Below are 24,763 nucleotides of genomic sequence, written 5' to 3'. Positions count from 1 at the left end.
GGGCGTGGGAGGTTGCCGGACGGGTCGACGGGGTCAGTCGAGTTCCTCGTCTTCGAGCAGCAGCTGGGCGAAGGCGGTGTAAAGATCGGCCTCTTCGCTGCCGGGAGCGACACGGGCCGGGCGGCCGCCGCCCGGCCGCGTTCCCTGACGGCGCCGCGCGGTGGCACCGGATGCGGGCGCTGCGGCGGCGCTGGCCGGCTGCAGCGAGCCCTCGCCCCGGGGCGGCACCGCAGGCCGGCTGCGCAGGCGCTCCTTCTCCAGCTGGCGCAGCCGATCGAGCAGATGGGGCGGCACGGTGCCGTCGGCACTGGCTCCCATCAGTTCGCGGAACAGCTGCTCGGGGTTGTCCTCGGTCTCGACGGCGTGGCGCGGGGCGGTGGCATCGCCGCGGCTGGGCCGCGTCGGCTCCGGAGCCGGCAGGGGCTGGGGCAGGGTGCGGCCGAGGGCTTCGAGCCGCTCACGGCTGCGGGGATCGAGAGGCATGGATCGGATCCGGTGGATCAGCCGCAGCCCAGTGTGTCGCGGGTTGCGCGACCACTGGAGGGATTGGTGCCGCTGGCCACGGAACAGAGAGCGCTGAGCGCATCACCCCGCAGCGGCACGTTGGTGAAATCAGCTCCCTCGATCAGCACATCGCGGAACTTGGTGTTGAACGCGAAGGCATCGTCGAGGCGCGCATTGCGCAGGTCGGTGCCATCGAACACGGCCGAATCGAGGGTGGCCTCGCGCAGATCGGCGCCGCGCATGTCGGCGTCCTGCAGCTTGGCCCCGAACAGGGAAGCGTTGCGCAGATCGGCGTCGTGGAAATCGGCCTCGCGCAGATTCGTGAGGTTGAAGGTCACGCCGCGCAGGTCGGCCCCATGGAAGTCGGCGCCGATCAGCACCTGCTTGGCGTAGTCCATCGCCGCCAGCACCGGCTGGGCAGGCAGCCAGAGCAGCAACGCAGCCAGCAGAGCGGCAACGGCGCCCAGGCCAGGGGAGCGGCGAGAGGATGCCGCCGGTGGGGCTGGGGGCAGCTCGGCGGTGATCGGCTGCGGCGAGGGGCTCGGCGCCATCGGTTCACTGCGAAGGGGTGAAGACCCTAGGCGCGAGGGGCGGGGGAGGAAGACGGTGTCGCCGTCGGGGAACTCTGCCCTCAGCCGCTCACACCGCCATGCGCACCGCGCAGCAGCGCCAGGGGGACTGGGCCGAACAACGGGCGCTGCGACTGCTGCGGCAGAGGGGCTGGCGGCTGCTGGATCGCCAGTGGCGCTGCCGCTGGGGGGAGCTGGATCTGGTGCTGCGCAAGGGGCAGCGGCTGCTGCTGGTGGAGGTGAAGGCGCGGCGGCCCGGCGCCTGCGATGGCGGCGGCCTGGCCGCCCTGCGGGGCGAGAAGCGCCTGCGGCTGGCCCGCAGCTGGGCCTGCTGGCTGGCGGCCCATCCGGACTGGCAGCGCAGCCCGGTGGAGATGGTGGCGGCCCTCGTCCCGCTGCCGCCGGCACGGCTGCCGGTGCGCTGGATCCGGCTCGAGGGCTGAGCTCAGGGAGCCGTCGCCGGAGCAGCCGGCTGGCCGGAAGCCGGAGCGCCCGGCGCGGGCGCCTCGCTGAACCACACCGTGCAACGCCAGCGCGGCAACCCGAAGCCACCCACCTGAATCGACTGGCACTGGCTGCGGGTGGCGGTGGCCCCGCGCGGCACCCGGGCCAGGGCCTCCTGAAGGGCGGCGGAATGATCGTTGATCGAATCGGCGGTGACGCTGCCCGCAACGGCCGGAAGGGCCAGCAGGGGGACGAGCGCCAGCAGGATCGGCAGGGGGCGCATGACTTCAGATCCGCGATGGTCACTCCAGCTTGACCACCCTTCGCCGAACCGGCAGCCCCGGCCGGGCAGGGAGCCCGGCCATCCGCCGAGGCGTCACAATCGGTGCGGCACCGCTGCATGTCCATGACCGCCGCCGGCCATCGCGCCCGCAAGCGCTTCGGCCAGCACTGGCTGGTGGATGAGAGGGTGCTGGATCGGATCCTCGCCGCCGCTGAGCTGGTCCCGGGCGATCGGGTGCTGGAGGTGGGGCCCGGCCGCGGGGCGCTGACCGAGCGGCTGCTGGCCGGCCCGCTGCAGGACCTGGTGGCGGTGGAGCTGGACCGCGACCTGGTGGCGGGGCTGCGGCAGCGCTTCGGCGGCGACCCGCGCTTCCATCTGATCGAGGGGGACGCCCTGGAGGTGCCGCTGCGGGCCGAGGGCGTCGAGCCACCCACCAAGGTGGTGGCCAACATCCCGTACAACATCACCGGTCCGCTGCTGGAGCGGCTGGTCGGTCGGCTGGATCGCCCTGTGCAGCCCGCCTATGGACGGCTGGTGCTGCTGGTGCAGCAGGAGGTGGGGGAGCGGATCCGCGCCCTGCCGGGCAGCAGCGCCTGCTCGGCCCTGAGCGTGCGCATGCAGCTGCTGGCGCGCTGCCGCAGCGTCTGCCCGGTGCCTCCGCGCTGCTTCGCGCCGCCGCCGAAGGTGATGTCGGAGGTGATCCTGCTGGAGCCCCTGCCGCCGCAGGAGCTGCTGGCACCCGCCGTGGCGCGCCAGGTGGAAAGCCTGCTGCGCCGCTGCTACGCCTCCCGCCGCAAGATGCTGCGCAACACCCTGGCCGGAGTGCTGCCGCCGGAGGATCTGAGCCGCCTCGCCGCGGAGGCCGGCGTGGAGCTCGCCCAGCGCCCCCAGGAGCTGAGCCCGGCCCAGTGGGTGGCGCTGGCCACCGGCTTGAATCGCCTCTCCTGTGTGCCCACCAGCGGCTGAACGATGGCGACCCTCCGCGTCCTGGCGCCGGCGAAGATCAACCTGCATCTGGAGGTGCTGGGTCTGCGGCCCGACGGCTTCCACGAGCTGGCGATGCTGATGCAGAGCCTGGATCTCGCCGATGAGCTGCTCCTGGCACCGAGCGCCGATGGACGCCTCGCGCTGACGATCGACCGGCAGGACCTGCCCAGCGATGGCAGCAACCTGATCGTGCGGGCCGCGGAGCTGCTGCGCAGCCGTGCCGGGCTGCCGGAGCTCGGCGTTCACATGCAGCTGCGCAAGCGCATCCCCATCGGCGCCGGCCTCGCCGGTGGCTCCAGCGACGGGGCCGCCGCGCTGGTGGGGCTGAACCGCCTCTGGGGGCTGGGGTTCGCGGCGGCCGACCTGCATCGCTTCGCTGCCGAACTGGGCTCGGACCTGCCGTTCTGCCTGGAGGGCGGCACCCGCCTCTGCTTCGGGCGCGGCGAGATCCTTGAGGATCCGGACCTGCCGCAGCGGCCCGGATTCGGGGTGCTGCTGGTCAAGGATCCCTCCGCCAGCGTCTCCACCCCCTGGGCCTACGGCCGCTGCCGGGAGCTGCGCGGCGATTTCTATCTCGATCATGAGGAGGACTTCGAGCAGCGCCGATCAGCCCTGCGCCGGGGGCCACTGCTGGAGGCGTTGCAGGGCGAGCGGCCCTTGCCGCCGTTGCGGAACGATCTGCAGGCGGTCGTGGAACCGGAGGTCGAGAGCGTGCGGCTGGGCCTGCGACTGCTGCGCGAGCAGGGTGAGGCACGTGTGGTGGCGATGAGCGGCTCCGGCCCCACCCTGTTCGCTCTCTACGACGACGGCGATCAGGCGGAGGCCGCCGGCGAGCGGCTGGCACCGAGCCTGCAGGAGGCCGGCTTCGAGCACTGGTGCTGCCGTTTCCTGGATCACGGCGTCAGGGTGGAGGACACGCCCGCGAGCGCGGGCGGAGCCTGAGGCATTCGCTCAGCCGGTCCCTGTCGTCCTCAGTTCTCCATCCGTCAGTTCCGCAGCCATGTCCGCCGCCAATCCCCCCTCCGCTCCCGAACCCCTCCCCGCCCAGCCGGCCAGCGGGGCTGAGGTGCCCCCGGTCTCGGATGTCGCTCCCGCTGCAGCCGCGGGATCCGGCTTCGGCACGGCCGCTGCTGCCGAGGCCGCCGCGCCGCAGGCCAGTGCTGAGAGCGTGGATCAGCGGCCCCGCAAGGGCCCGCTCAGCTTCCTCTCCGGTGCGCTCACCAGCGGCCTGCTGGCCTGGCTGAGCCTGGGCCTGAGCCAGAAGGTGGTCGGGTACTACGCGGAGCATCCTCCCCACTACAGCGCCCAGATCGCCCAGAGCATCGCCACCGCCCTCAAGACGCTGATCGTGGGGATGTGTTTCCTGGCCACCTTCAGCTTCGCCTTCATCGGTGTCGGGCTGGCGCTCACCTTCCTGCGCAGCCTTCTGCAGCCCCGCCACTCGCAGGGGGCGTCCTGAGGGGAGAACAGAGCGATGCAGAGCCTGGCGGCTGAGCCCCGGGCCCCCTTAGCTTGCGCCGTGGTCAGGGGGCTCCCAGCCCCACAGCGGCGGGGGGCACCTCCGAGACACCGCAGCGACCGCCCCGGATCGCCGTGGCACCCGGCTCCGCACCTCTCCCTTGTTGCAGACACCCCCGACGATGACCCCCCACGACCTCGCACTGCTGGTGGTGCTGCTGCTGCCGGGCATGCTCCTGTCGGTGCTGCTGCTGAGCACCTTCGCCGCCGGCGGCTGAGCCCATCGCCGCCGCAGAACCAGCGAAGCGCCGGACGGGACTGAGATAGGTTGAGCCTGCTTCGCGCCTGCGGAGCGCAGCCCCAGAGCCCTCCTGCCGTGGACGAAACCCTTCTGTTCAATGCCCTGCGTGAGGCCATCGACGAGGAGATGGCCCGCGATCCCCATGTCTGCGTGATGGGGGAGGACGTGGGCCAGTACGGCGGCTCCTACAAGGTCACCAAGGATCTCTACGAGAAATACGGCGAGCTGCGCGTGCTCGATACCCCGATCGCCGAGAACAGCTTCACCGGCATGGCGGTCGGTGCCGCCATGACCGGCCTGAGGCCGATCGTGGAGGGCATGAACATGGGCTTCCTGCTGCTCGCCTTCAACCAGATCTCCAACAACATGGGGATGCTGCGTTACACCAGCGGCGGCAACTTCACGATTCCTGCGGTGGTGCGTGGCCCGGGCGGTGTGGGGAGACAGCTGGGCGCTGAGCACAGTCAGCGGCTGGAGGCCTACTTCCACGCCGTTCCCGGCATCAAGATCGTGGCGGTGAGCACGCCCACCAATGCCAAGGGCCTGATGAAGGCCGCGATCCGCGATAACAATCCAGTGCTCTTCTTTGAGCATGTGCTGCTCTACAACCTCTCCGAAGACATCCCCGAGGGGGATTACATCTGCGCACTGGATCAGGCTGAGGTGGTCCGCGAAGGCAAGGATGTGACGATCCTCACCTATTCGCGCATGCGTCACCATTGCCTCAAGGCGGTGCAGCAGCTGGAGGCCGAGGGGGTGGATGTGGAGCTGATCGATCTGATCAGCCTCAAGCCGTTCGACATGGAGACGATCAGCCGTTCGATCCGCAAGACCCACAAGGTTCTGGTGGTGGAAGAGTGCATGAAGACCGGCGGCATCGGCGCCGAGCTCGTCGCCCTGATCACCGAACACTGCTTCGACGATCTCGACGCCAGGCCGATCCGCCTCTCCTCCCAGGACATCCCGACCCCATACAACGGAAAACTGGAGAACCTGACGATCATTCAGCCCCATCAGATCGTCGAGGCGGCCCTGCAGCTCAAGGCCGGCAGCGTCTGAGACGTCCCTGAAAACCGGAGGGCGGCCAGGCACGGGGCTCCACCGCCTCAGCACTGCCCCTTCCCGCCTCCTACCACCGCCCGAACTTCATGGCACGCCAACAGGGCTGGGTAGCCCTCATCCTGGCGCTCGCGATCGCCTCCGCCGCCCTTCTCGCCAGCTATGGCCTCCAGCTCGGCCTCGATCTGCGCGGTGGCAGCCAGCTCACCCTGCAGGTACTGCCCGCCGGTGAGATCCGCAGCGTCCAGAAGGAGCAGCTGGAGGCCGTCAAGGAGGTGCTCGAGCGTCGCATCAATGGCCTCGGGGTGGCGGAATCGACGCTGCAGACCGTGGGCAATGACCAGCTGGTGCTGCAGCTGCCTGGCGAACAGGACCCCAGCCGTGCCGCCCGGGTGCTGGGCAGCACGGCCCTGCTCGAGTTCCGCGCCCAGAAGCCCGGCACCGAGAAGGAGATGCAGGGTCTGCTGCCCCTGAAGCGTCAGGCCGAGGCGGTGCTGGCCGCACGGGACCCCGCGCTCAACCAGGATCCCACCGATGCCGGGGGTCCCAGGCCCACGCCGCAGCTGCCCCCTGAGGATCTGGCCCGTTCCCTCAGGGACCTCGGGGTGGAGGTGCCGGCCGGAAGCAGCGAGAGCGATCAGATCGGCCTTCTCCTTCAGGAGGTCAACCGCCGTTTGGTGGGCCTTTACGGCCCCACCCAGCTCACCGGCAAGGAGCTCACCGCCGCCGGCCGGCAGCAGAGCGCCACGGCCAGCACCTGGGATGTGACCCTGAGCTTCAACCGCGAGGGCGGTGAGAAGTTCGCAGCGCTCACCCAGTCGATCGCCGGCACCGGCCGGGTGCTGGGCATCGTCCTCGATGGACGCTCGATCAGCGAAGCCACCGTCGGCCCTGAGTTCAAGGCTGCTGGCATCACCGGCGGTGGGGCCAGCATCACCGGCAACTTCACCGCCGAGGAGGCCCGCGAGCTGGAGGTTCAGCTGCGCGGTGGCTCGCTGCCACTGCCGGTGAAGATCATCGAGGTGCGCACCATCGGCCCGTCACTCGGAGCCGAGAACATCCGCACCAGCCTGCTGGCGGCCCTGTCCGGCCTGGCCCTGGTGGCTCTGTTCATGGTGATCACCTATCGCCTGGCCGGCATGGTGGCCGTGGTGGCTCTCAGCCTCTACGGGCTGTTCAATCTGGCGATCTATGCCCTGATCCCCGTCACGCTCACCCTGCCGGGCATCGCCGGCTTCATCCTGTCGCTCGGCATGGCGGTGGATGCCAATGTGCTCATCTTTGAGCGGATCAAGGATGAACTTCGCTCTGGGAATACCCTCATCCGTTCGATCGACACCGGATTCGCCCTCGCGTTCTCCTCGATCCTCGACGGCCAGCTCACCACCCTGATCAGCTGCGCTGCCCTCTTTGCGCTCGGCACCGGCTTCGTGAAGGGATTTGCCGTCACCCTCGGCATCGGTGTTCTGCTCAGCCTGTTCAGCGCGCTCACCTGCACCCGCACCCTGCTGAGATTGCTGATGAGCTACCCGGCCCTGCGCCGTCCCACCTACTTCCTGCCCGGGGCCGAGCTGCCCGCCACGGCATCCTGACCCCCCCTCGATGGCCACTCTCGCCTCACTCCTCGATCTGCGCGTCAATCGCCGCCGTCGCCTGCTCTGGGCGATCTCCGGAATTGCCCTGTTGCTGAGCCTCTTCGGCATGGCGCTGTCCTGGCGATCCCCGGAGATCGGCTTGCCGCTGCGGCCTGGCCTGGATTTCACCGGTGGCACCCAGATCGAACTCAGCCGCCGTTGCGACGACTCCTGTCCGCCGCTCACGGTGAGCGCGCTTGAGGCCGGAGTGCGCTCCATCTCCCTGCCTGCCGAAGCCGGTGAGAGTCCCCCTGATCTCCGGGGCGTCTCCGGCCAGATTCTCGATGACGGCGAGCTGGTGCTCCTGCGCCTTCCCACCCTCAGTGCCGCCCAGGGGCAGGCACTGGTCGATCAGATCCGGCCGCTGGTCGGGGAGATCGAGCCCGGTGGCCTGTCGGTCGACACGATCGGGCCCACGCTCGGGGCCCAGCTGTTGCGCAGCAGCCTGATTTCGCTGCTGGTCAGCTTCGTGGGCATCGCCCTGTACATCACCTTCCGCTACGACCGCATCTTCGCCCTGCTGGCCCTGGTCTGCCTCGGCCACGATGTGCTGATCACCTGTGGCGTGTTCGCCTGGCTGGGTCTTCTGGCCGGCGTCGAGGTCAACAGCCTGTTTGCCGTGGCCCTGCTGACGATCGCCGGCTATTCGGTCAACGACACGGTGGTGATCTTCGACCGGATCCGTGAAAAACGGGCCGAGCTCAAGGAGCAGAGCCTTGCTGAACAGGCGGATGCCGCCGTCAGTGCCACCCTCACCCGCTCCGTCTACACGAGCCTCACCACCCTGTTGCCGCTGATCGCCCTGATCCTCTTCGGGGGCAGCACCCTGTTCTGGTTTGCTGTGGCACTGAGCACCGGCATTCTGGTGGGGGCGTGGTCCAGCATCGCCGTGGCCCCGACCCTCCTGCCGGTGCTGTCCCGCCGATGAGCGGATCATCCGGCCAGGCCGAGCGGACTCAGGACCACCCCCCCCCCGACGCGACTCCTGCAGGGCGCTTCCACCTCCTGCCTCTGGTGCTCCTGATCCTGGCGGTGCTCGATCTGCGAACCGAGCTGGTCCTGCTGGTCGATCACGTCACCCTGACCTCCCTGGCGACCGCGATCACCGCCCATCCGCTGGCCATCGCGGTGCTCCTGGCCCAGCCCTCTCTCTGGCGGCGATACGGGCGATCACGGCGCTAGTCCGCACAGGCCGAAGGGCCCCGTGCCCGGCACTCCCGCGTGTCGTCGGGATCCGGACCGGGAGAGGCGTGGCTGCCGCAGTCAGAACTCTCCCTGACGGTCCCAGTGATCCATGATGTCGTTCACCAGAACCTGCTGGCACAGGACCTGCAGCACCACCACCAGCGGCAGCGCCAGAAGCACACCCGGCAGACCGAGCAGTGCCCCGAGGCACAGCTGGGACATCAGGGCCACCGTGGGCAGGAGATTGACGGCGCGATTGAGCAGCAAGGGCGTCAGCAGGAAGGCTTCGCCGTTCTGCAGGACCAACCGAAGCACCAGCACCTGGAGCACCTTTGCGGGAGAGACCAGCAGAGCCACCGACAGCGGCACCAGGGTGGCGGCGGTCGGACCGATCGTCGGAACGAAGGTGAGCAGTCCGCAGATCAGACCGCTGAGCAGAGCCAGAGGGACACGCAGCAAGGCCAGGCCGGCCCAGGTGGTCAGGAAGACCACCACCGCCGAGAGGGTCATGCCGGCCAACCAGCCCCCGAGCGCCTCACGGCACTCCTGCAGCAGCTGTCGCATGCGGGAGCGATAGAAGGCGGGGGTGATCGCCACCACCAGGCGGGTGTGGCTGCGGGGATCAAGCGCCATCAGCACAGCCAGCAGGGCCATCAACAGCAGCTGGATCGTGGTGTTCGCGGCTCCTCCGGCCACACCCAGAAGCTGCCCCCCCAGGGGCTGCAGCCGCTCGAGATTGTTGGACTGGAACAGCTGGTGCTCGAGATCCGGCAACCAGGGGATGCGATCGGTGAGTTCCGCCAGGCGACGGCTGAGCGTGGGAAGCAGGCTGAACAGCTGCTCCACCTGCTGAATCACTTCAGGCAGCAGCAGGGTGAACAGACCCCAGCCCAGCAGCAGAAGACCGACCAGAACAAGCAGCAGCGCCGCAGGACGGTTGAGGGGCGACAGGCGTCGCAGGGCGCTGATCGGTACATCGAGGGCGACCGCAAGCACCACGGCGCCGAACAGGACCAGGAGCACCCATCTCAGCTCCCACACCAGCAGGACGAGGATGACCAGGGCGAGGGCCCCGAGCAGGGTGCGGGCGTTCATGGTCCGAGGCGCTCCAGGCGAGGCCGTCGTTTCCAGCCGTCCAGCACGTCGTGGATCAGCACCTCCCGCACGATCACCTGCAGACAGACTGCGAGCGGCAGTGCCAGCAGCAGACCGAGCGGACCGAACACCAGGGTGAACAGCAACTGAGCGGTCAGGGTCAGACCGGGCAGCAGCGCCACCTGGTGATGCATCACCGACGGGGTGATCAGATAGCTCTCAAGGTTCTGGACAATGATGTAGAGAACCAGGACAGCCAGGGCTTTCCAGGGGTCCTGAAGCAGCGCCACCGACATCGGGAACAGCGTGCTCAGCGTGGGGCCGATGTTGGGAATGATGTTGAGAACACCCGCCAGGACGGCGTTGGCCGCCACCAGCTTGACTCCGAGCAGCGAGAGGCCGATCGCCGCCAGGATCCCGACGCAGAGCGAACTGATCAGCACTCCCACCATCCAGGCGCTGAGCGCCTCACCGCATTGGAGCAGGACCTGTCGGAAGCGGCGGCGATAGAAGGAGGGCACCAGCAGGACGGCCACCTCGCGGTAGGCCTGCGGCTGGACCGCGATCATCAGGGCCACCGCCACCACGAACAGCGTCTGCAGCAGGCCGGCGCCCAGATTTCCAGCCAGACCGAGCAGCCGCAGCAGGCCGCCGCTGAGGCTGCTTGCCAGCGCTCCCCGGGCCTCCGGACCGGGAGTGAGGTTCTGCCTCAGCCAGCCCAGTCCGGCCTCCTGGCTGCCGTAGAGCATGCGCGAGACGCTCGTCATCGCCGTCTGCACCAGCTCGACCAGACGGTCAGCCGACTCCGGGAGCTTCTGGAGCAGCTGGGCGAACTGCCCGAAGAAGGGGGGCAGGATCGTCGTCAGAGCCACCAGCACCACCAGCAGCACCGCCAGCAGACTGAGAAGGAGTGCCGGGGGACGGCCGCAGCCGAGGCGCTGGCGGACGGCACCCACCAACGTGCAGAGCGCCATCGCCAGCACCACGGCGGCGAAGACCAGGATGACGCCCCCGCGGAGACTCCAGAGCAGCGCCAGAGACGCCGTGAGGCCGAGCAGACCGAGCCAGTCGCCGAACTTCAAGCCTCGTCCCCGGCCCCCTCTTCCTCGCCCTGTCCCGAGAAGCCCAGCTCGTGGCTTTCGGCATAGCGCTGGGCGAAGCGCATGAACCGCTCGAAGTCAGCGGTGGTCTTCCAGGTGTAGGTGGCCTCGAGGGCGCTGGCCTTGCCGTTGACGAAACGGGCGTCGACCTTGCGGGTCACCATTTCTCCCTCTTCATCGACCATGAACATGCCGGTGATGTCGCCCATGGTCTCCGGCGCCAGGGCCTCGGGGTCCTCGAACACGAAGATCGCCTGGCCGGTGCGGCCGTCGCGGGAGCGGGTGAGGCGGATATCGGGCACCACGGGCTCGTCCACCCCACGGAAGAACTGAATGGCGGCGCCCATGGCAATCCGTGAAAAGCCGATCCTAGGCAGAGGCCGGCGAACGACCCGCCGGCGTTCACGCCGATGCCTGACAATGGGTCGGCCTGCCCGCCAGCGGACATCTCCCGGCCGACCGTTCTCCATGCTTTCCGGACCTCCGGTCACCCGCACCGCCCGCGCCGATCAGCTGCTGGAGCGCTTCCTGGGCGGCTCCTCGCGCCAGCGTCGCAGCCTGCTGCCGCAGCTCGAAGACCGACGGGACGAACTGCTGCCGCTGCTGCCCGCCGCCCTGGACCGGCTGGACGCCACCGGCGAGGACTGGGCGGCCGGCACGCTGATCCATTGGTTGCTCAGCGCTGAGGACGCGTCTCTGCGACAGGCGTTCCTGGATCGCCATCCGGACGGCTGGCTGGCGGTGGGCAGTGCCGCGGCCATCGACCACGCCCCCCTGCAGCGCCATCTGATGGTGCAGGAGTTCGAGCAGGCCGACCGGCTCACCAGTGAGATCCTGCGTCAGCTGGCCGGACCGGATGCCGTGAAGCGCGGTTACGTCTTCTACAGCGAAGTGGCAGGGATGCCCTCGGTGGATCTGGAGTCGCTCGATCGCCTCTGGATCGTCTATTCCCAGGGTCGGTTCGGGTTCTCGGTGCAGGGGAGACTGCTGCGAGCCTGCGGTGGCCAGTGGGAGCGGCTCTGGCCGCGCCTCGGCTGGAAAACGGATGGCCGCTGGACCCGCTACCCAGGCTCGTTCACCTGGTCGCTCGCGGCCCCGGATGGGCACATGCCGCTGGTGAACCAGCTGCGCGGTGTCCGCCTGATGGATGCCCTGCTCCAGCACCCTGCCCTGGCCAGCCGGATTGCCGCCGCGGTGGAGTCTCCCTCCTGAGGCTTGATGACACTCGCTTGCCATCGCCCCAGCCGGGGTGAGGGTCCTGGCGTAGGTTGAAACCGGATCACCGACCCCTGCTCGGCCGCCGCATGGCTCTGCGTTGGGCTGATTTCATCACTCCATCGACGCTGCAGCTTGCTCCCCTGCTGGAGATCCTGCTCGAGCCCGTGGACTGTGCCGTGCGTCAGGCGGAACTGCAGCTCGGCCTGCAGGAGGCCCTGGTCAATGCCGTGCGTCACGGCAATGGTTGCGACCCCCTGAAATGCCTGCGGGTGCGCCAGATCATCACCCCCAACTGGCTGATCTGGCAGGTGCAGGATGAGGGCCCGGGGGTGCCGCGCGATTCAAGGGTCCACGCCCTTCCGGAAGCGCCGGATGCGATCTGCGGCCGTGGGCTGTTCCTGATCCATCACTGCTTCGACGATGTGCGCTGGAGCCGCCGCGGCAACCGGCTGCAGCTGGCGGCACGGCGGCCCCTGCGGCGGCTGCGGCTGATCAACGGCCGTGGCTCGGACAACCCGGATCGCTGATCTCAGCCTTCAGCCAGCCCAGCGCGTTTTCCACCAGGGCGATCGCCTCCCGGCGCGCCTCCCCGGCGGCGGCATTGGTGGGGGTGTCACGGGACAACAGCTGCACCAGGGCGGCTGAGAGCTGCTCGGCGGCACGACGGGGACGCTGGCTTTTGAGCGCGTGCCAGTCCCGCTCGTTGATGCTGAGGCTCCGATGCAGCTGCTGGGTCAGAGGCAGGGCCTGGTCTGGCCAACGGTGCGAGCTGGACGGGGCGGTGGGCGCAGCAGTCACGACGACGCTTCGACGGGGGACCATCCTGGCGCTCCCATCGGGGCTGCGCCCGGTCGGTGACTCCGGCGCGCGGGGCACGGCCACTCAATCGGGCAGCGCAGCCTCCAGGGACGCCAGCCGCTGGGCGTTCACCCCCAGATCCGAGTCGCCGAGACGGGAGACCGAGCGGGCCTGCAGCAGGCCATGGGCCGGATCGGCATACAGCTCGAGATCGTCGACGAAGCCGAACAGGGCGCTGCTGCTGGTGGCGTGCAGATAGCCGGAGGACTCCTCCACCAGTTCGGTGCGAGGCATCGCTGCGATCACTGGCCGCAGCGCCGCGAGGGTTGCCTCAGGATCGGCGACGCGCCAGTCGACGCGGGCGCAGTGGGCCCTGGATGGGCAGGGGGAGAGCGCCCCGCCATGCACGCCCAGATCCGCTGGCACGGGACCGACCAGATGGAACAGCGCCAGGCTGATCATCAGAGCGAAGTGTTGCAGCGTCGGGATCATGGTGAACAAACGGGTCAGGCTCCGGAGGCCAGGTAAGGATCCAGGAAGCTCAGCGGCCGCGCCATGGTGGCGGAGAAGCCGAGGATGCCGGCATCGCGATGGCTGTAGAGAATCGCGTCGTCCGCGTCGAGCAGGAAGGTGCCGCCCCGCTGGGTGAGGTGGGCGTCATCGGGCACGTAGGTGCGCCAGTGACCGAGCACTTCGATCATGTTGCGCAATCGCACTGTCGCCAGCTCGAACGGTCGCTGGAAGCCCTCCCCGCCGGCCAGGGCGAAGAGGGGAGCCTGCAGGCGCTGGGGAGCGGTGCGATCGCCGGTGTAGCCGCGCAGCACCTCGGCGAGGGTACCGGGCGAACCGATGCCGGCACACATCAGCAGAAGGCCCGGCCAGGGCCCCAGGGGAGTGCGCACTCCTTCATAGAGCCCCAGCTGGCGGTGCAGGTCTGGCTCGGCATCGACCTCCAGCCGGGCGCGCGGGAAACCGGTGTGCTGGCAGAAGCGCTCGGCGCCGGCCTCATCGCCGATGCCGATGGCCAGCAAGGCGATGCTGGAAGCCTCCAGATGCGGCAGGGCCGCCGCCAGGGCCTGTCCGTACTCCAGGCTGTCGAAGTCGCCCAGCTGGGGGAAGAGCACCACAAGGCGACGGCGCCCGGGACCCATCCCGGAATGGGCTTCGAGCCGTTGCAGCAGGGAAGCGGGGGCTTGCATGGGCGCCACCGTATCGGCTGTCCGCCCGGAGGGGACGGCCGGCACCGGCACCACGCAGCCGGGCGGCCTTGCCAGCGGCAGCCGTGCGGAGGATTCAGCGATCCGGTGTCCCGGCGTCCGCGTCAGCGGAGGGGACCGGCTCCAGCTGGGGGAACACCAGCGGGGCACCCAGGATCAGCAGCCAGGCGAGCGCAAAGAGCGCACCGGCGATCCACTGCTGCCGCAGCAGGGCAAAGACCGCAACCGTGCTGGCGCTGACGCGCAGGAGCCGTACACCGAAACGCAGCAGCTTCAGACCCGGAGCGGGATCAGCGGCCGGGATGCTCATGGCCAGCTCGGAACGCGGGGACCGCTGCCAGGTTCCCACCCCGCCGCCCTCGCCGTCCGCTGGCTCACGCCACCACCTCCTGACTGCGGCGCGAATGCAACGAAACCCTGCGAACCGGCCCGGAAACCCAGCGCGCAAAGCATCACGAAACAACGGTAGCGTTATGATCTTGTCTGCTCCTCTTCGACGGGCTCCCCGCCCGTGACGGCCATGGTCTCCGCCCCCCTGGCGCCTCCCCTGGAGGCCTCGATCTCCGATCACGCCACCGCCGACGATGCGCGACAGCGCCGTGGTTTCGGTCCCCGGATCCGGCGATTGCACGGGCGCATCGGCAGAGCGCACCACCAGGCTGAAGGGATGACCTTTTCCCGTTCCCTGCTCACCGGGGAGGCCACTCCGCTGCAGCTGGCCGCGCTGGTCCGTGCCCTGGAGCCGGCCTACGGCTTTCTGGAGGAGCATGCGCCCTTGGTGGCGGCCCAGCTGGGCGCCGATGCCCTCCCCTGGCAGCAGCTCAGTCGCCGTGCCGCTCTGGAGCGGGATGTCGCCAGCCTGGCCGCCCTACCCGCCACACCCGCCTCGCCTGCGGCGAGGGCCTGGCTGGAGCGGCTGCAGGAACTGGCCGAGCGCTCTCCCCATCGCCTGATGGCCCATGTCTATGTGCGCTACGGCGGCGACCTCTCCGGCGGTCAGCAGCTGGCCGAGCAGGCAAATCAGATCCTGGCGGCCGACGCACTGCCGGCGCTGTGGTTCTGGCACTTCGAGCAGCCCATCGCTGCGCTCAAGGCCGCGCTGCATGACGGCTTCGAAGCCCTGACCCTCACCGATGCCCAGGAGCAGGAACTGCTCGAGGAGAGCGAGGCGGCTTTCCTGCTCACCCAGCGGCTGCTGGCGGAGCTCGCAGAGCTGCAGGGCACGGCGGCTCCATCCGCGGCCTGAGTCAGCGAACGGCATGGGGCGATCCGCAGAGCGCTGCTTCCGCCTCGTTCCAGGGCGCCGCCATGGCTGGCCCGCCCATGGCTCCTCCTTGCCACGGCTCCCCGCTGCGGAGCTTCTCCCTTCTCTCCCCTCACCACCATGACCCTCGCCCAGGGCTCCCCCAGGTCCGCGTCACGATGCTGCGAGCCGCCATTGACGCCCACAGCGGCTCCGCACGCCGGGCCGTCCACAGAGGTCGATCGCGCCCTGGAGCTGTTGCTCAGGCACGACCGGCCGGTCCCCCGCTACACCAGCTATCCGACCGCCGCCGCCTTCAGCGAGGCCGTCGGCCCTGCGGATCTGACACGGCAGCTGCAGCAACCGGGCGAGGACCCACTGTCGCTCTATGTGCATGTGCCCTTCTGCCGGCACGCCTGCTGGTACTGCGGCTGCAACCGGGTGACCACCCAGGCCGGCTCGCGGGCGGTGAGCCCCTATCTCGAAGCTCTCGAACGGGAGCTGGAGCTGATCGAGCGGCAGGGGGGCACGCGGCGGCCCCTGGCCCAGCTCCACTGGGGAGGTGGCACCCCCAACTATCTGAACAACGACGAAATCGGGCGGCTGTGGGACCTGGTGGCCAGCCGTTTCGAGCTGCAGTCCGACCTGGAGGCCTCGATCGAGGTCAACCCCGAACTGCTCGACCGGGATGCGGTGCTGCACCTGCGCCGTCTCGGTTTCCGCCGCATCAGCTTCGGGATCCAGGACGCCGACCCGCTCGTGCAGCGCGCCGTGAACCGTGTGGTGCCGGTGGATCAGCTGCGGCGGGCCATGGCCTGGATGCGCGAAGCCGACTTTCAGAGCGTCAACGTCGACCTGATCTGTGGCCTGCCCCTGCAGACGCCGGCACGCTTCCGCACCACGTTGGAGCTGGTGCGTGAACTGCGTCCGGACCGGATCTCCCTGTTCTCCTTTGCCTATCTGCCTGATCAACTGCCGATGCAGCGCAGGATCAACGCCACCGATCTCCCCAGCCAGCGACAGCGGCTGGCCATGCTGGAAGAAGCCCATCGCCTGCTCACCGCCCAGGGTTGGGAGGCGATCGGGATGGATCACTACGCCCTCGCCGACGACAGCCTCGCGGTGGCGGCCCGGCAGGGTCGGCTGCACCGGAACTTCCAGGGCTACACCACCGGCGGTGAACTGGATCTTCTTGGCATCGGGCCGACGGCGATCAGCATGTTTGCCAACCTCTACTGCCAGAACCAGCGCAATCTGCGCGCCTGGAGCCGTGCGCTCGAGCAGGGGGAGCTGCCGGTGGAGCGGGGCCTGACGGTGCAGGATCCCGACGTGATCGAACGACGCGAACTGATCCGCGAGGTGATGTGCCATTTCCGGGTGGAGCTCGATCTGGATCGCTTTCAGCAGGAATGGAGCGATCTGCAGTCGCTCGCCGCAGATGGCCTCGTCTGCTTCCAGCGCAACGGCCATCGAGGCCAGGTGGATGTCACCACCAGCGGTCGCTGGCTGATCCGCACAGTGGCCGCGGTCTTTGATCCGACCCAGCGGCGCCGGGCCAGCGGGTCGCGCCTCATCTGAGCCGCCCTCACGTCAGGGGTGAGCAACGAGCGGAGCGCAACAGAAAACCCCCGAAGCCCGCGCTGGACTCCGGGGGCATCAGGGGAAGGGAGGAGCCTGTGGGGCAGGCGTCCCATCGAGTGAGCGGTCCCAGGGTCGGTGAACCTGGGAAACTCTGGCGCCAGCAACGGACGGCGAGGCGAGAACAGGACGGTGCCCCGCGAGGCCGTTGGATCAGAGAGCGGCTTCGCCGCCTTCACCGGTGCGGATGCGATACACCTGTTCCACCGGGGTGACGAAGATCTTGCCGTCACCGATCTCACCGGTGCGGGCGGCATTGGCGATGGCCTCGACCGTCTGACTGACCTTGTGATCAGGCACGGTGACCAGGATCTTGCTCTTGGGCAGGAATTCGACGGTGAACTCCGTACCGCGATAGCGCTCCACCTGTCCCTTCTGGCGGCCGAAGCCTCGGGAATCCGTCACGGTCATGCCGATCACCTCGATCGCCACGAGAGCTGACTTGACGGCATCCACCTTGGAGGGACGCACCAGGGCTGTGATCATCTTCATGGAAGTGTCCGGATCAGTTGGTGTTGGGGTCGTCGGTCTTTTCACCGTGGCCCACGCAGTGGAGGCCCGGTTTCTCCTGCTAGATGCTGATGCGTCGCGGCATCACGGCACCGAGACCGAACAGGATGATGGCAGTCGCCAGGGCAGAACAGCCATGGATGATGAGAACGGCCGTGAATGGCGTGGTGCAGAGACCGCAATGGCCTCTCCACTCCGGGATCCTGATGGCAGACCCGTCGTCATCGCTGGAACCATGGCAGACCCGACCAGCATCTGGGGCAGCTCCGAAGAGGCGTTGACGGCCGCGGGGGCTGCCAGGGCTGAGCCGGGCATCCGTGCTGAGAGGCTGGCTCCGGCACCGATGAGGGCCCGTACCACGCAACCCGGTCGCGGCTTCTGGACACAAGCCGTGAGAGGTCTGATGAGACGCTCACAGCAGACCTCTCGAGGTCGGCGTCCGCGAGACCAGGAATCGGGAGGCATGGCATGCACCACCTCTCAGGAGTTCACGCCGCTACGGTGCACGCCACGGTGGTTCTGACTCTGTAACAGACGAAACAGTTCTGCCGATCCGTGATCAGCGTCGGACGCGCAATCGCTGCAGGGTTCGGCATGCATCACCGCTGAGCATGACCCCAACCCTGCGACCGCCATCGCCAGCCGTCGTCACGGTGTCACCAGTGCCTGCGGCAGGATCACCCTGTTTGCTTGTGGTTGTACCCGCACCCACCCCCCGTGCCTGACCTGCCCCTGACCTGGTCGGAACTGGAGTCGCATGCTTCTCCGGAGCCTGATCGCTCGGTCGGCCCCACCAACCCCCAGGCCGACCTGCGCCTGTTCGATCATCCCGAGGGCGCGGTGAGGGTCACCCTGTTCCGCGATCACCATGCCTGGTGTCCCTACTGCCAGAAGGTCTGGCTGTGGCTTGAGGAACGGCGGATTCCCCATCGGATCCGCAAGGTCACGATGTTCTGCTACGGCGAGAAGGAGGCCTGGTATCAACGCCTGGTGCCCTCCGGCATGCTGCCGGCCGTTGAGCTGGACGGTCGCCTGATCACCGAGAGCGACCGCATCCTGGAGAGCCTTGAGGCGGCCTTCGGCTGCCTGGGTCCGGGGATGCGCGAGCCTGAGGTGTTGCCGCTCAGGCGCCTGGAACGTCAACTGTTCCAGGCCTGGTGCCAATGGCTCTGCTATCCACACAGCCCCCGGAGTGCCGCCGCGTCGGCTCAGTTCTGTCGCGTGGCCGAGGCGATGGAGCAGGCTCTGCTCGCCCAGGGAGGCCCTTTCCTGATGGGATCCGAACTCAGCACGGCGGATCTGGTGTTCGTGCCCTACGTGGAGCGGATGAACGCCTCGCTTGCCTACTACAAGGGCTACCTCCTGCGACAGCGGCATCCGGCCCTTCATCGCTGGTTCTCTGCCCTCGAACAGAGGTCCACCTACCTCGGCACCCAGAGCGATTTCCACACCCATGCCCATGACCTGCCTCCACAGATGGGGGGCTGCTTCCCCAACGGTCTGCCGGAGCAGCAGCGCCTGGCCGCTCGGATCGATCAGGGCCCCTGGCCCATTGGAGAAACACTGGTGCTCGATCCGGAAACGTCTCAGCACGAACCTGAGGACGCCTCAGCCGTGGCTCTGGCCAGGGTGCTGAAACACCGTCGCACGCTGGTATCCCGATACAAGCTGCCCGGAGATCTGTTCGATCAGGCGCTGCGCGCTGCCCTCACCCACCTGGTCCGTGTCCTGGACATCCCGCCGCCGGCTGGCTCCGCCACGGCCCTGCGCGCTCTGCGCGACCGCATCTCGGTGCCGCGCGACATGCCACTGCATGCGGCCCGCCGACTGCGACAGGCTCTGGAACGGACAGCCACCCTCGATCCCCTCGACCCCACCGGGCAGGGGCCCGCGCTTCCCCTTCAGCATCGCCGCGATCAGGATCCCGCGCCGTTCCTGAGGGCCGCCGCCCAGTCGAGAAGCGCCGTGCTCTGAGCGTGCGATCTGCCTCAGCGCCACCTCCCCAGCACCCGACCGATCCGGATCGGGTTCAGGAACCGACGGGCCAGGCCCAGAGCGTCGGCCACCGTTGCGGTTGTCCGGTTGCCGGCGCCTGAGCGGCCTGGCAAGGTGCGCCACGGAGCCTCCGACTCCACCGAATTCCGCGGCCATCGGTCATGTCAGGTCTGCTCCGTCTCCACGCCGCCACCCGGGGGTGCCTGCTGCCATCAGCAGCGGTGCTGATGGCCCTGGCAGGCCCGCTCTCACCCGCGATCCTGCCGGTGTCGGCTCTCGAGCTCAACGGCAGCACGGTGTTCGTGCGCGCCCCCTGGAAAGCGGAGCTGATCACCTATGACTCCAACGCCGGTTCGGCGCCGGTGTCGTACTACCTGACGCTCAGCCTCGATCCCCAGGCCGGAGCCTCCCTGGGTCGCGTCAGCGTGCAGCAGACACGAGGGGCGGACTGGAACTTCCCCTTCTCACCCCAGCTGACCCGCGCCTTTCTGGGCAGGCCGCGGCGAGAGGGGAGGGCCATCCCGGTGCAGGCCAGCTTCGATGGTCGTTCCCGACTCATCAACGTGACGTTCCTGGAACCGGTGCCTCCCGGTGAAACCGTGACGGTGGTGCTGAGGCCCTGGACCAATCCCCAGGCGGCCGACACCTATCTGTTCCAGGTGATGGTGTGGCCGGCTGGGGTGAACCCCGTGGCCAGCCCGGTGGGCACGGCCACCCTGCGCATCTATGAGCGCTATCCGCTCTGAGCAGAACGCGCTGCCGGCAGCCGGGATGCAGAACGGCCCGCGAAGACGACCACGGCCGACAGTGAGAAGGTCATCGTGCCGGTACAGCGGAGCGGCGCCCATTCTGACGGTGCCAGGGGCCTCCCCTCAGACGCCCGGGTGACGCAGCGTGCGCCAGTCACCGCTGGCGGTGCTCACCTCGACGCCGATGCCGATCGCCGACTGCTCGGGACCGAAATGGTCGCGCCACCAGCTGAGTGCTTCCGACCAGGCCGCCTCCAGGGAGTCGTACAGGTCGTCCAGGACCGGATGGGGGTCACCGTACTGATCGACAAGCCTGTAGAGACGCTGACCGGCGCCCTGGGCGGCGCGGGACGGTGGAGCGGAAGGCACGGACATGGTGGAAGCCTCGCTTGGTGGATGAAGGTTGAGAGTTCTGAACAAGCCGCGAAACACTCGGGCTCAGGAAGCGCCGAGATCGGAATGGAACGGAGGGTGCTGCGAACGGCGGGGTGGACGGAACAGAAAGGGTTGAGCTCGCGTTCAGATCGGGATCCACCCAGAGGCGGTGGTTGGTGAAACGCGTTCAGCGGAGGGGGCGATGCGGGTGGATGTCCCGGATGCCGGCAGGGCGTGGGGCGACCGGGGGGAGACGAACCTGTCGTTCCATGGCGGCAGGGTGGTCGGGATGGAGGGGACTGCCGATCAGGCGTTGACAACCCAACTGTTGGGGGAGTGCCGATCGGCAGGCGATCGGGTGAAGCCAGCTGAACAGCAGCGGTCGGCGGAGTCGTGGAACGATCGGAATGCCGGAAGTCTGGGTGCTGTGCCAGCTGGTGACTGTCACTATGGCGACATCTGCCGGTGTCGGCAACGGCACAGGCGACACCGGCGCGCCGCAGGGCTTCCTCCCTGCGGCGCGGACCGGAGCCTGTTCAGCGCACGAACAGCAGCTCCTGGTAGGTGGGCAGGGGCCAGAGGTCATCATCCACCAGCCCTTCGAGCTCATCGACCACCTCCCGGACGCGGTTCATGCGCGGCACCAGCACATCAGCGGCATGGCGCAGATGGGCCTCGGTTCCGTGGGGCGGGCTGGCGATGGCCTCCTCGAGGGAGGTCGTGCACTCGAGCAGGGTCTGGCAGAGCGCCGACACCCGTTGGCAGAGCTGGGTTGATACAGGCACACCCAGCGCGCTCTGACGCTGGAGGATCGCGGAGAGATCGCCCACGTACCGCATCGCGGCGGGGTAGATCTGGGTCTGGGCGATCTGGACTGCGAGCTTGGCCTCGACGTCAATCGCCAGGATGTACTGCTCGGCGTAGACCTCGAAGCGGCTCTGCAGCTCGACCGGCGTGAGCACGCCGGTGCGCTCGAACAGCTCGCGGATGGCGGGCCGCTCCAGCACCGGCAGGGCGTCGGCAGTGGTGCGCAGATTCTCCAGACCGCGCTCCGCAACCGCCATGTGGTGCCATTCCTCGGAATAGCCGTTGCCGCCGAAGACCACCTGGCCGTGCTGCTGCATCACCACCTGCAGCACCGCCAGGGCGGCCTGATCCAGGGGCTCTCCCTGGTTCAGGCGCGCCTCGAGCGCATCGGCGATCCAGGCGATCGAATCGGCCAGGATCGTGTTCAGCACCACCAGTGGACCGGCCACCGACTGTCCCGAACCGACGGCCCGGAATTCGAAGCGATTGCCGGTGAAGGCGAACGGGGAGGTGCGGTTGCGATCGCCGGCGTCGCGGGGGAATTCAGGCAAGGTGTCGATGCCGAAATCCATCATTCCGCCGATCGCCGAGCCACTGAGCTGGCCGCCGCGGATCTGCTGGAAGACATCTTCGAGCTGGCTGCCGAGATACACCGAGATGATCGCAGGTGGCGCTTCGTTGGCGCCGAGGCGGTGATCATTGCTGGCGGTGGCGATCGCCGCCCGCATGAGCGGCCCATAGAGATGCACGCCACGGATCACAGCACCGCAGAAGATCAGGAACTGCAGGTTCTCGTGGGGGGTGTTGCCTGGATCCAGCAGATTGCCCTGGGTGGCATTGCCGATCGACCAGTTGACATGTTTACCGCTGCCGTTGATGCCGGCGAAGGGCTTCTCATGCAACAGGCAGACCATGCCGTGCTTGCGGGCCGTCTCCCGCAGCACCGTCATCGTCAGCTGCTGGTGATCGGTGGCCACGTTGGCCGCCTCATGGAACGGAGCAATCTCGAACTGCGACGGAGCCACCTCGTTGTGGCGGGTCTTGGCGGGGATGCCCAGGCGATAGAGGCTGCGTTCCACCTCCTGCATGAACACCTGAACGCGCTCCGGAATGGCGCCGAAATAATGGTCGTCGAACTGTTGCCCTTTGGCCGAAGGATGTCCGAACAGGGTGCGACCGGCCAGCAGCAGGTCGGGGCGCAGCGACAGGTAGGCACGGTCGATCAGGAAGTATTCCTGTTCAGCGCCACAACTGGAACTCACCGGGGCGATGTCCTTCTCCCCCAGCAGACTCAGCAGACGGCGTGCCTGGCGGTCGACGGCGGCGTTGGAGCGCAGCAGGGGAGTCTTCTTGTCCAGCGCCTCCCCGGTCCACGACACGAAGACCGTGGGAATGCAGAGGGTGATGCCATTCGGCGTCTCCATCAGATAGGCGGGACTGGTGATGTCCCAGGCCGTGTAGCCACGGGCCTCAAAGGTGGAGCGGATCCCGCCGTTGGGGAAGGAGGACCCATCAGGCTCACCCTGCACCAGCAGCTTGCCGGTGAACTCGGTGATCGCACTGCCATCACCCTGAGGTGAAATGAAGCCGTCGTGCTTCTCAGCGGTGGAGTTGGTGAGGGGATAGAAAACGTGGGAGTAGTACAGGGCGCCGCGACTGACGGCCCACTCCTTCATCGCCTGGGCCACCACATTGGCCACCGATACATCAAGCTTGCTGCCCTCGCGGATGGTGCGTTGCACCGATTTGAAGATCTCCTTGGGAAGGGCGGCCTTCATCTTGTCGAGACTGAACACGTCGCTGGCCCAGATCTCGGAGAGTTTCTGGACCGGGGCCGTGGCGACAGGCTGCCGCTGCTGAATGGCCTGGAGAGCGGCGAAGCGCTGTGGACTGGGCATTGGGTCTCTTTTGTCTGAGACGCATCCAATCCTGCAGCGTGACCCCCCCGATGACGTCCTCGCTACAGAATCTCCACCGAAGCGCTCCGGCGGCCCTGCCCTTCAGCGGAGGTAGCGCCGCACCGCAGGGCGGCACCAGAAGACCAGAGCCGCCGTGTTGACGCTCCAGATCAGAGGGGTGACCAGTCCCAGAAGCGGGCGCTGGGCCGGGTCGAGCACCAGGCGCACGATGCCGTAGGGAAGGGCCACGGCCAGGCTCAACGACAGAGCCACGATCGCGAGCACCTGCCCCCAGTGACGCCATTGCAGCAGGGCCACCGAGGCGATGATCCCGACGGTGGCGCAGGGAAGCAGCGCGCCGGCCCCGACCGCGATGTGAGCCGTGCGCCAGTTGGGATCGGCCAGGATCACCACCAGCGTCATGGGGATGACCAGGATGTTGGAGACGAGACCGAGCCAGGCCAGAGGGCGATAGCCCCGGGGTGGATCCAGGCTGCTGGCGCTCAGGGTGGAGGGGCTCGTGCTGGTGGTGGGGAGGCTCATCCACGCCATTCTCTCAAGCTGGAGGCTGATGCGGAACCGAGAGTGCCTCCACACGGGCAAGACGTCGTGCCACGCCTACCGGTCGTGATCCCGCACGGCATCCTGGTGAGCGAAGCCGGTGACACCACTGCGAACCCGTTCGCTGACGCCATGAGTCAGAGCCTCTCCGAGAGACGTCCCGCGAACGAAGGGGCTCATCCTTTCCCGAAGCTGCGCCGCGGTGCGCTGACAACCCTGCAGGTGAATCTGGGCTATCGATGCAACCAGAGCTGCAGCCACTGCCACGTCGGCGCCGGTCCCCATCGCCGCGAAAGCATGGACGCCGGGACCCTGGCGCTGATCCCTGCGGTGCTGGAGGCGCGCCGACTCAGCTGCCTGGACATCACCGGCGGTGCTCCCGAACTGCATCCCGGGTTCCGGGACCTGGTGCGCCGGGTGCGCGGTCAGGGGGTGGAGGTGATCGATCGCTGCAACCTGACGATCCTGAGCGAGCCGGGACAGGAGGATCTGGCGGAGTTCCTGGCGGGAGAGGGGGTACAGGTGGTGGCCTCGCTGCCCTGCTACCTGGAGGACAACGTCGACCGCCAGCGCGGCGATGGCGTCTTCGAGCGGAGCATCGCCGGCCTGCGGCGGCTGAACGCGCTGGGCTACGGCCACGAGAACTCGCCCCTGCAGCTGCATCTCGTGTTCAACCCCCAGGGCCCCCAGCTGCCTCCGGAGCAGCAACAACTGGAACACGACTACAAGAAGGTTCTGGCCGAGCGCCACGGAGTGATGTTCCATCGCCTCTTCGCCCTGGCCAACATGCCGATTCAGCGTTTTGCCGCGAGCCTGCGGGCCAGCGGCGAGCATGACCGCTACATGGAACTGCTGCGCGGTGCCCACCGGAGCACCAACCTGGATGCGGTGATGTGCCGCAACCTGATCAGCGTCGACTGGCGCGGCGAGATCCACGATTGCGATTTCAACCAGATGCTTGATCTGAGTCTCCACCCGGAGGCTCTGTCAGGCCGTGGCGGGCGGCGCGCCCGACTTGAGGATCTGCTGCAGACGGATCCCCTGGGCGATCCGATTCAGGTCGGAGACCATTGCTGGGGCTGCACGGCCGGTCATGGCTCGAGCTGCGGTGGTGCACTCAGCTGACAGAGGACGG

Annotated in this window: 29 protein-coding genes; 15 read left to right on the top strand and 14 right to left on the bottom strand. The window is 68.2% G+C overall.

Annotation, left to right across the window (positions count from 1 at the left end; genetic code table 11):
• Positions 1 to 33: 33 nt before the first annotated feature.
• Positions 34 to 483: a hypothetical protein gene (locus H8F25_RS02610; RefSeq protein ID WP_197211894.1), complete on the bottom strand. Its 450-nt coding sequence runs from the start codon at positions 481 to 483 to the stop codon at positions 34 to 36.
• Between the two features lie 17 nt (positions 484 to 500).
• Positions 501 to 902 carry a pentapeptide repeat-containing protein gene (locus H8F25_RS02605; RefSeq protein ID WP_231597298.1) on the bottom strand — a complete coding sequence of 134 codons (402 nt, stop codon included), beginning with the start codon at positions 900 to 902 and terminating at the stop codon, positions 501 to 503.
• A gap of 251 nt (positions 903 to 1,153) precedes the next feature.
• Here H8F25_RS02605 and H8F25_RS02600 point away from each other — a divergent pair, with 251 nt between their 5' ends.
• Positions 1,154 to 1,516 carry a YraN family protein gene (locus H8F25_RS02600; RefSeq protein ID WP_197211892.1) on the top strand — a complete coding sequence of 121 codons (363 nt, stop codon included), beginning with the start codon at positions 1,154 to 1,156 and terminating at the stop codon, positions 1,514 to 1,516.
• A 2-nt stretch (positions 1,517 to 1,518) separates the two neighbouring features.
• Here the strand turns inward: H8F25_RS02600 and H8F25_RS02595 are convergent, their stop codons facing one another.
• Positions 1,519 to 1,800, bottom strand: coding sequence for a hypothetical protein (locus H8F25_RS02595; protein ID WP_197211891.1), 282 nt, complete (start codon positions 1,798 to 1,800; stop codon positions 1,519 to 1,521).
• A gap of 123 nt (positions 1,801 to 1,923) precedes the next feature.
• Here H8F25_RS02595 and rsmA point away from each other — a divergent pair, with 123 nt between their 5' ends.
• The 7 genes from rsmA (at position 1,924) to H8F25_RS02560 (ending at position 8,421) form a co-directional block, all read left to right on the top strand.
• Positions 1,924 to 2,766 (top strand): 16S rRNA (adenine(1518)-N(6)/adenine(1519)-N(6))-dimethyltransferase RsmA, encoded by an 843-nt coding sequence (gene rsmA, locus H8F25_RS02590; protein WP_197211890.1) that lies wholly within the window; start codon positions 1,924 to 1,926, stop codon positions 2,764 to 2,766.
• 3 nt (positions 2,767 to 2,769) lie between these two features.
• Positions 2,770 to 3,729 carry a 4-(cytidine 5'-diphospho)-2-C-methyl-D-erythritol kinase gene (gene ispE / locus H8F25_RS02585; protein ID WP_197211889.1) on the top strand — a complete coding sequence of 320 codons (960 nt, stop codon included), beginning with the start codon at positions 2,770 to 2,772 and terminating at the stop codon, positions 3,727 to 3,729.
• Positions 3,730 to 3,955: 226 nt separating this feature from the next.
• Complete coding sequence (locus H8F25_RS17485; RefSeq protein WP_231597297.1) at positions 3,956 to 4,246, top strand: DUF3082 domain-containing protein; 291 nt, start codon at positions 3,956 to 3,958, stop codon at positions 4,244 to 4,246.
• A 375-nt stretch (positions 4,247 to 4,621) separates the two neighbouring features.
• Positions 4,622 to 5,605: a pyruvate dehydrogenase complex E1 component subunit beta gene (locus H8F25_RS02575; protein WP_197213361.1), complete on the top strand. Its 984-nt coding sequence runs from the start codon at positions 4,622 to 4,624 to the stop codon at positions 5,603 to 5,605.
• A gap of 89 nt (positions 5,606 to 5,694) precedes the next feature.
• Positions 5,695 to 7,197, top strand: a complete 1,503-nt coding sequence (gene secD / locus H8F25_RS02570) for a protein translocase subunit SecD (RefSeq protein WP_197211887.1) — start codon at positions 5,695 to 5,697, stop codon at positions 7,195 to 7,197.
• 10 nt (positions 7,198 to 7,207) lie between these two features.
• Positions 7,208 to 8,167 carry a protein translocase subunit SecF gene (gene secF, locus H8F25_RS02565; RefSeq protein ID WP_197211886.1) on the top strand — a complete coding sequence of 320 codons (960 nt, stop codon included), beginning with the start codon at positions 7,208 to 7,210 and terminating at the stop codon, positions 8,165 to 8,167.
• Entirely contained in the window at positions 8,164 to 8,421 is a 258-nt protein-coding gene (locus tag H8F25_RS02560) for a hypothetical protein (protein ID WP_197214074.1), read from the top strand. Before secF ends, H8F25_RS02560 begins: the two co-directional genes overlap by 4 nt.
• Before the next feature lie 81 nt (positions 8,422 to 8,502).
• Here the strand turns inward: H8F25_RS02560 and H8F25_RS02555 are convergent, their stop codons facing one another.
• The 3 genes from H8F25_RS02555 to psb28 are packed head-to-tail and all read right to left on the bottom strand — an operon-like array spanning position 8,503 to position 10,966.
• Positions 8,503 to 9,519 carry an AI-2E family transporter gene (locus H8F25_RS02555; protein WP_197211885.1) on the bottom strand — a complete coding sequence of 339 codons (1,017 nt, stop codon included), beginning with the start codon at positions 9,517 to 9,519 and terminating at the stop codon, positions 8,503 to 8,505.
• Positions 9,516 to 10,601: an AI-2E family transporter gene (locus H8F25_RS02550; RefSeq protein WP_197211884.1), complete on the bottom strand. Its 1,086-nt coding sequence runs from the start codon at positions 10,599 to 10,601 to the stop codon at positions 9,516 to 9,518. Before H8F25_RS02550 ends, H8F25_RS02555 begins: the two co-directional genes overlap by 4 nt.
• Positions 10,598 to 10,966 (bottom strand): photosystem II reaction center protein Psb28, encoded by a 369-nt coding sequence (psb28, locus tag H8F25_RS02545; protein ID WP_197211883.1) that lies wholly within the window; start codon positions 10,964 to 10,966, stop codon positions 10,598 to 10,600. The genes H8F25_RS02550 and psb28 overlap by 4 nt, the downstream gene beginning before the upstream one ends.
• A 121-nt stretch (positions 10,967 to 11,087) precedes the next feature.
• Here psb28 and H8F25_RS02540 point away from each other — a divergent pair, with 121 nt between their 5' ends.
• Positions 11,088 to 11,831 (top strand): GUN4 domain-containing protein, encoded by a 744-nt coding sequence (locus H8F25_RS02540; RefSeq protein WP_197211882.1) that lies wholly within the window; start codon positions 11,088 to 11,090, stop codon positions 11,829 to 11,831.
• Between the two features lie 92 nt (positions 11,832 to 11,923).
• Entirely contained in the window at positions 11,924 to 12,364 is a 441-nt protein-coding gene (locus H8F25_RS02535) for an ATP-binding protein (RefSeq protein WP_197211881.1), read from the top strand.
• Here H8F25_RS02535 and H8F25_RS02530 read toward each other — a convergent pair.
• The 4 genes from H8F25_RS02530 to H8F25_RS02515 all read right to left on the bottom strand — a co-directional run bounded on the left by H8F25_RS02530 (position 12,330) and on the right by H8F25_RS02515 (position 14,162).
• Entirely contained in the window at positions 12,330 to 12,659 is a 330-nt protein-coding gene (locus H8F25_RS02530; protein WP_231597011.1) for a DUF6439 family protein, read from the bottom strand. The two genes, H8F25_RS02535 and H8F25_RS02530, sit on opposite strands and share 35 nt — an antisense overlap.
• Positions 12,660 to 12,719: 60 nt before the next feature.
• A complete protein-coding gene (locus H8F25_RS02525) occupies positions 12,720 to 13,127 on the bottom strand; it encodes a DUF1499 domain-containing protein (RefSeq protein WP_197213357.1) in 408 nt (135 codons plus the stop codon).
• Positions 13,128 to 13,141: 14 nt separating this feature from the next.
• Positions 13,142 to 13,834, bottom strand: coding sequence for a peroxiredoxin-like family protein (locus H8F25_RS02520; protein ID WP_197211880.1), 693 nt, complete (start codon positions 13,832 to 13,834; stop codon positions 13,142 to 13,144).
• 94 nt (positions 13,835 to 13,928) lie between these two features.
• Positions 13,929 to 14,162, bottom strand: coding sequence for a hypothetical protein (locus H8F25_RS02515; protein WP_197211879.1), 234 nt, complete (start codon positions 14,160 to 14,162; stop codon positions 13,929 to 13,931).
• A gap of 210 nt (positions 14,163 to 14,372) precedes the next feature.
• Here H8F25_RS02515 and H8F25_RS02510 point away from each other — a divergent pair, with 210 nt between their 5' ends.
• A complete protein-coding gene (locus tag H8F25_RS02510) occupies positions 14,373 to 15,098 on the top strand; it encodes a biliverdin-producing heme oxygenase (RefSeq protein WP_197211878.1) in 726 nt (241 codons plus the stop codon).
• 138 nt (positions 15,099 to 15,236) lie between these two features.
• Positions 15,237 to 16,673 carry an oxygen-independent coproporphyrinogen III oxidase gene (gene hemN, locus H8F25_RS02505; protein WP_197211877.1) on the top strand — a complete coding sequence of 479 codons (1,437 nt, stop codon included), beginning with the start codon at positions 15,237 to 15,239 and terminating at the stop codon, positions 16,671 to 16,673.
• Between the two features lie 213 nt (positions 16,674 to 16,886).
• On the opposite strand, the gene H8F25_RS02500 is transcribed toward hemN, so the two are convergent.
• The gene (locus tag H8F25_RS02500) at positions 16,887 to 17,225 is read right to left on the bottom strand and encodes a P-II family nitrogen regulator (RefSeq protein ID WP_197211876.1); all 339 of its coding nucleotides are present in this window, start codon (positions 17,223 to 17,225) and stop codon (positions 16,887 to 16,889) included.
• Between the two features lie 735 nt (positions 17,226 to 17,960).
• Between H8F25_RS02500 and H8F25_RS02495 the strand changes: the two genes are divergently transcribed.
• Complete coding sequence (locus H8F25_RS02495; RefSeq protein ID WP_197211875.1) at positions 17,961 to 19,217, top strand: glutathione S-transferase family protein; 1,257 nt, start codon at positions 17,961 to 17,963, stop codon at positions 19,215 to 19,217.
• A 182-nt stretch (positions 19,218 to 19,399) separates the two neighbouring features.
• Positions 19,400 to 19,984: a DUF2808 domain-containing protein gene (locus H8F25_RS02490; protein WP_197211874.1), complete on the top strand. Its 585-nt coding sequence runs from the start codon at positions 19,400 to 19,402 to the stop codon at positions 19,982 to 19,984.
• Positions 19,985 to 20,110: 126 nt separating this feature from the next.
• Here the strand turns inward: H8F25_RS02490 and H8F25_RS02485 are convergent, their stop codons facing one another.
• From H8F25_RS02485 to H8F25_RS02475, 3 genes are all read right to left on the bottom strand, one after another.
• Positions 20,111 to 20,362, bottom strand: coding sequence for a hypothetical protein (locus H8F25_RS02485; protein ID WP_197211873.1), 252 nt, complete (start codon positions 20,360 to 20,362; stop codon positions 20,111 to 20,113).
• Positions 20,363 to 20,898: 536 nt separating this feature from the next.
• Entirely contained in the window at positions 20,899 to 23,067 is a 2,169-nt protein-coding gene (locus H8F25_RS02480) for a glutamine synthetase III (RefSeq protein WP_197211872.1), read from the bottom strand.
• 102 nt (positions 23,068 to 23,169) lie between these two features.
• Positions 23,170 to 23,610: a Hepatitis C virus core protein gene (locus H8F25_RS02475; protein ID WP_197211871.1), complete on the bottom strand. Its 441-nt coding sequence runs from the start codon at positions 23,608 to 23,610 to the stop codon at positions 23,170 to 23,172.
• Between the two features lie 150 nt (positions 23,611 to 23,760).
• Between H8F25_RS02475 and arsS the strand changes: the two genes are divergently transcribed.
• A complete protein-coding gene (gene arsS, locus H8F25_RS02470) occupies positions 23,761 to 24,753 on the top strand; it encodes an arsenosugar biosynthesis radical SAM (seleno)protein ArsS (RefSeq protein WP_197213355.1) in 993 nt (330 codons plus the stop codon).
• Positions 24,754 to 24,763: the final 10 nt, after the last annotated feature.

The organism is Synechococcus sp. CBW1004, assembly GCF_015840715.1.
In the GTDB taxonomy this organism is placed as follows: Bacteria; Cyanobacteriota; Cyanobacteriia; order PCC-6307; family Cyanobiaceae; genus Cyanobium.
This window is presented reverse-complemented; position numbering and strand designations above follow the sequence as displayed.

Excerpts from the sequence above, each read along its gene's own strand:
- H8F25_RS02610 (WP_197211894.1), bottom strand. The coding sequence starts at position 483 with ATGCCTCTCGATCCCCGCAGCCGTGAGCGGCTCGAAGCCCTCGGCCGC.
- H8F25_RS02605 (WP_231597298.1), bottom strand. The coding sequence starts at position 902 with ATGGACTACGCCAAGCAGGTGCTGATCGGCGCCGACTTCCATGGGGCC.
- H8F25_RS02600 (WP_197211892.1), top strand. The coding sequence starts at position 1,154 with ATGCGCACCGCGCAGCAGCGCCAGGGGGACTGGGCCGAACAACGGGCG.
- H8F25_RS02595 (WP_197211891.1), bottom strand. The coding sequence starts at position 1,800 with ATGCGCCCCCTGCCGATCCTGCTGGCGCTCGTCCCCCTGCTGGCCCTT.
- rsmA (WP_197211890.1), top strand. The coding sequence starts at position 1,924 with ATGACCGCCGCCGGCCATCGCGCCCGCAAGCGCTTCGGCCAGCACTGG.
- ispE (WP_197211889.1), top strand. The coding sequence starts at position 2,770 with ATGGCGACCCTCCGCGTCCTGGCGCCGGCGAAGATCAACCTGCATCTG.
- secD (WP_197211887.1), top strand. The coding sequence starts at position 5,695 with ATGGCACGCCAACAGGGCTGGGTAGCCCTCATCCTGGCGCTCGCGATC.
- secF (WP_197211886.1), top strand. The coding sequence starts at position 7,208 with ATGGCCACTCTCGCCTCACTCCTCGATCTGCGCGTCAATCGCCGCCGT.
- H8F25_RS02560 (WP_197214074.1), top strand. The coding sequence starts at position 8,164 with ATGAGCGGATCATCCGGCCAGGCCGAGCGGACTCAGGACCACCCCCCC.
- H8F25_RS02555 (WP_197211885.1), bottom strand. The coding sequence starts at position 9,519 with ATGAACGCCCGCACCCTGCTCGGGGCCCTCGCCCTGGTCATCCTCGTC.
- psb28 (WP_197211883.1), bottom strand. The coding sequence starts at position 10,966 with ATGGGCGCCGCCATTCAGTTCTTCCGTGGGGTGGACGAGCCCGTGGTG.
- H8F25_RS02540 (WP_197211882.1), top strand. The coding sequence starts at position 11,088 with ATGCTTTCCGGACCTCCGGTCACCCGCACCGCCCGCGCCGATCAGCTG.
- H8F25_RS02535 (WP_197211881.1), top strand. The coding sequence starts at position 11,924 with ATGGCTCTGCGTTGGGCTGATTTCATCACTCCATCGACGCTGCAGCTT.
- H8F25_RS02530 (WP_231597011.1), bottom strand. The coding sequence starts at position 12,659 with ATGGTCCCCCGTCGAAGCGTCGTCGTGACTGCTGCGCCCACCGCCCCG.
- H8F25_RS02525 (WP_197213357.1), bottom strand. The coding sequence starts at position 13,127 with ATGATCCCGACGCTGCAACACTTCGCTCTGATGATCAGCCTGGCGCTG.
- H8F25_RS02520 (WP_197211880.1), bottom strand. The coding sequence starts at position 13,834 with ATGCAAGCCCCCGCTTCCCTGCTGCAACGGCTCGAAGCCCATTCCGGG.
- H8F25_RS02515 (WP_197211879.1), bottom strand. The coding sequence starts at position 14,162 with ATGAGCATCCCGGCCGCTGATCCCGCTCCGGGTCTGAAGCTGCTGCGT.
- H8F25_RS02510 (WP_197211878.1), top strand. The coding sequence starts at position 14,373 with ATGGTCTCCGCCCCCCTGGCGCCTCCCCTGGAGGCCTCGATCTCCGAT.
- hemN (WP_197211877.1), top strand. The coding sequence starts at position 15,237 with ATGACCCTCGCCCAGGGCTCCCCCAGGTCCGCGTCACGATGCTGCGAG.
- H8F25_RS02500 (WP_197211876.1), bottom strand. The coding sequence starts at position 17,225 with ATGAAGATGATCACAGCCCTGGTGCGTCCCTCCAAGGTGGATGCCGTC.
- H8F25_RS02490 (WP_197211874.1), top strand. The coding sequence starts at position 19,400 with ATGTCAGGTCTGCTCCGTCTCCACGCCGCCACCCGGGGGTGCCTGCTG.
- H8F25_RS02485 (WP_197211873.1), bottom strand. The coding sequence starts at position 20,362 with ATGTCCGTGCCTTCCGCTCCACCGTCCCGCGCCGCCCAGGGCGCCGGT.
- H8F25_RS02480 (WP_197211872.1), bottom strand. The coding sequence starts at position 23,067 with ATGCCCAGTCCACAGCGCTTCGCCGCTCTCCAGGCCATTCAGCAGCGG.
- H8F25_RS02475 (WP_197211871.1), bottom strand. The coding sequence starts at position 23,610 with ATGAGCCTCCCCACCACCAGCACGAGCCCCTCCACCCTGAGCGCCAGC.
- arsS (WP_197213355.1), top strand. The coding sequence starts at position 23,761 with ATGAGTCAGAGCCTCTCCGAGAGACGTCCCGCGAACGAAGGGGCTCAT.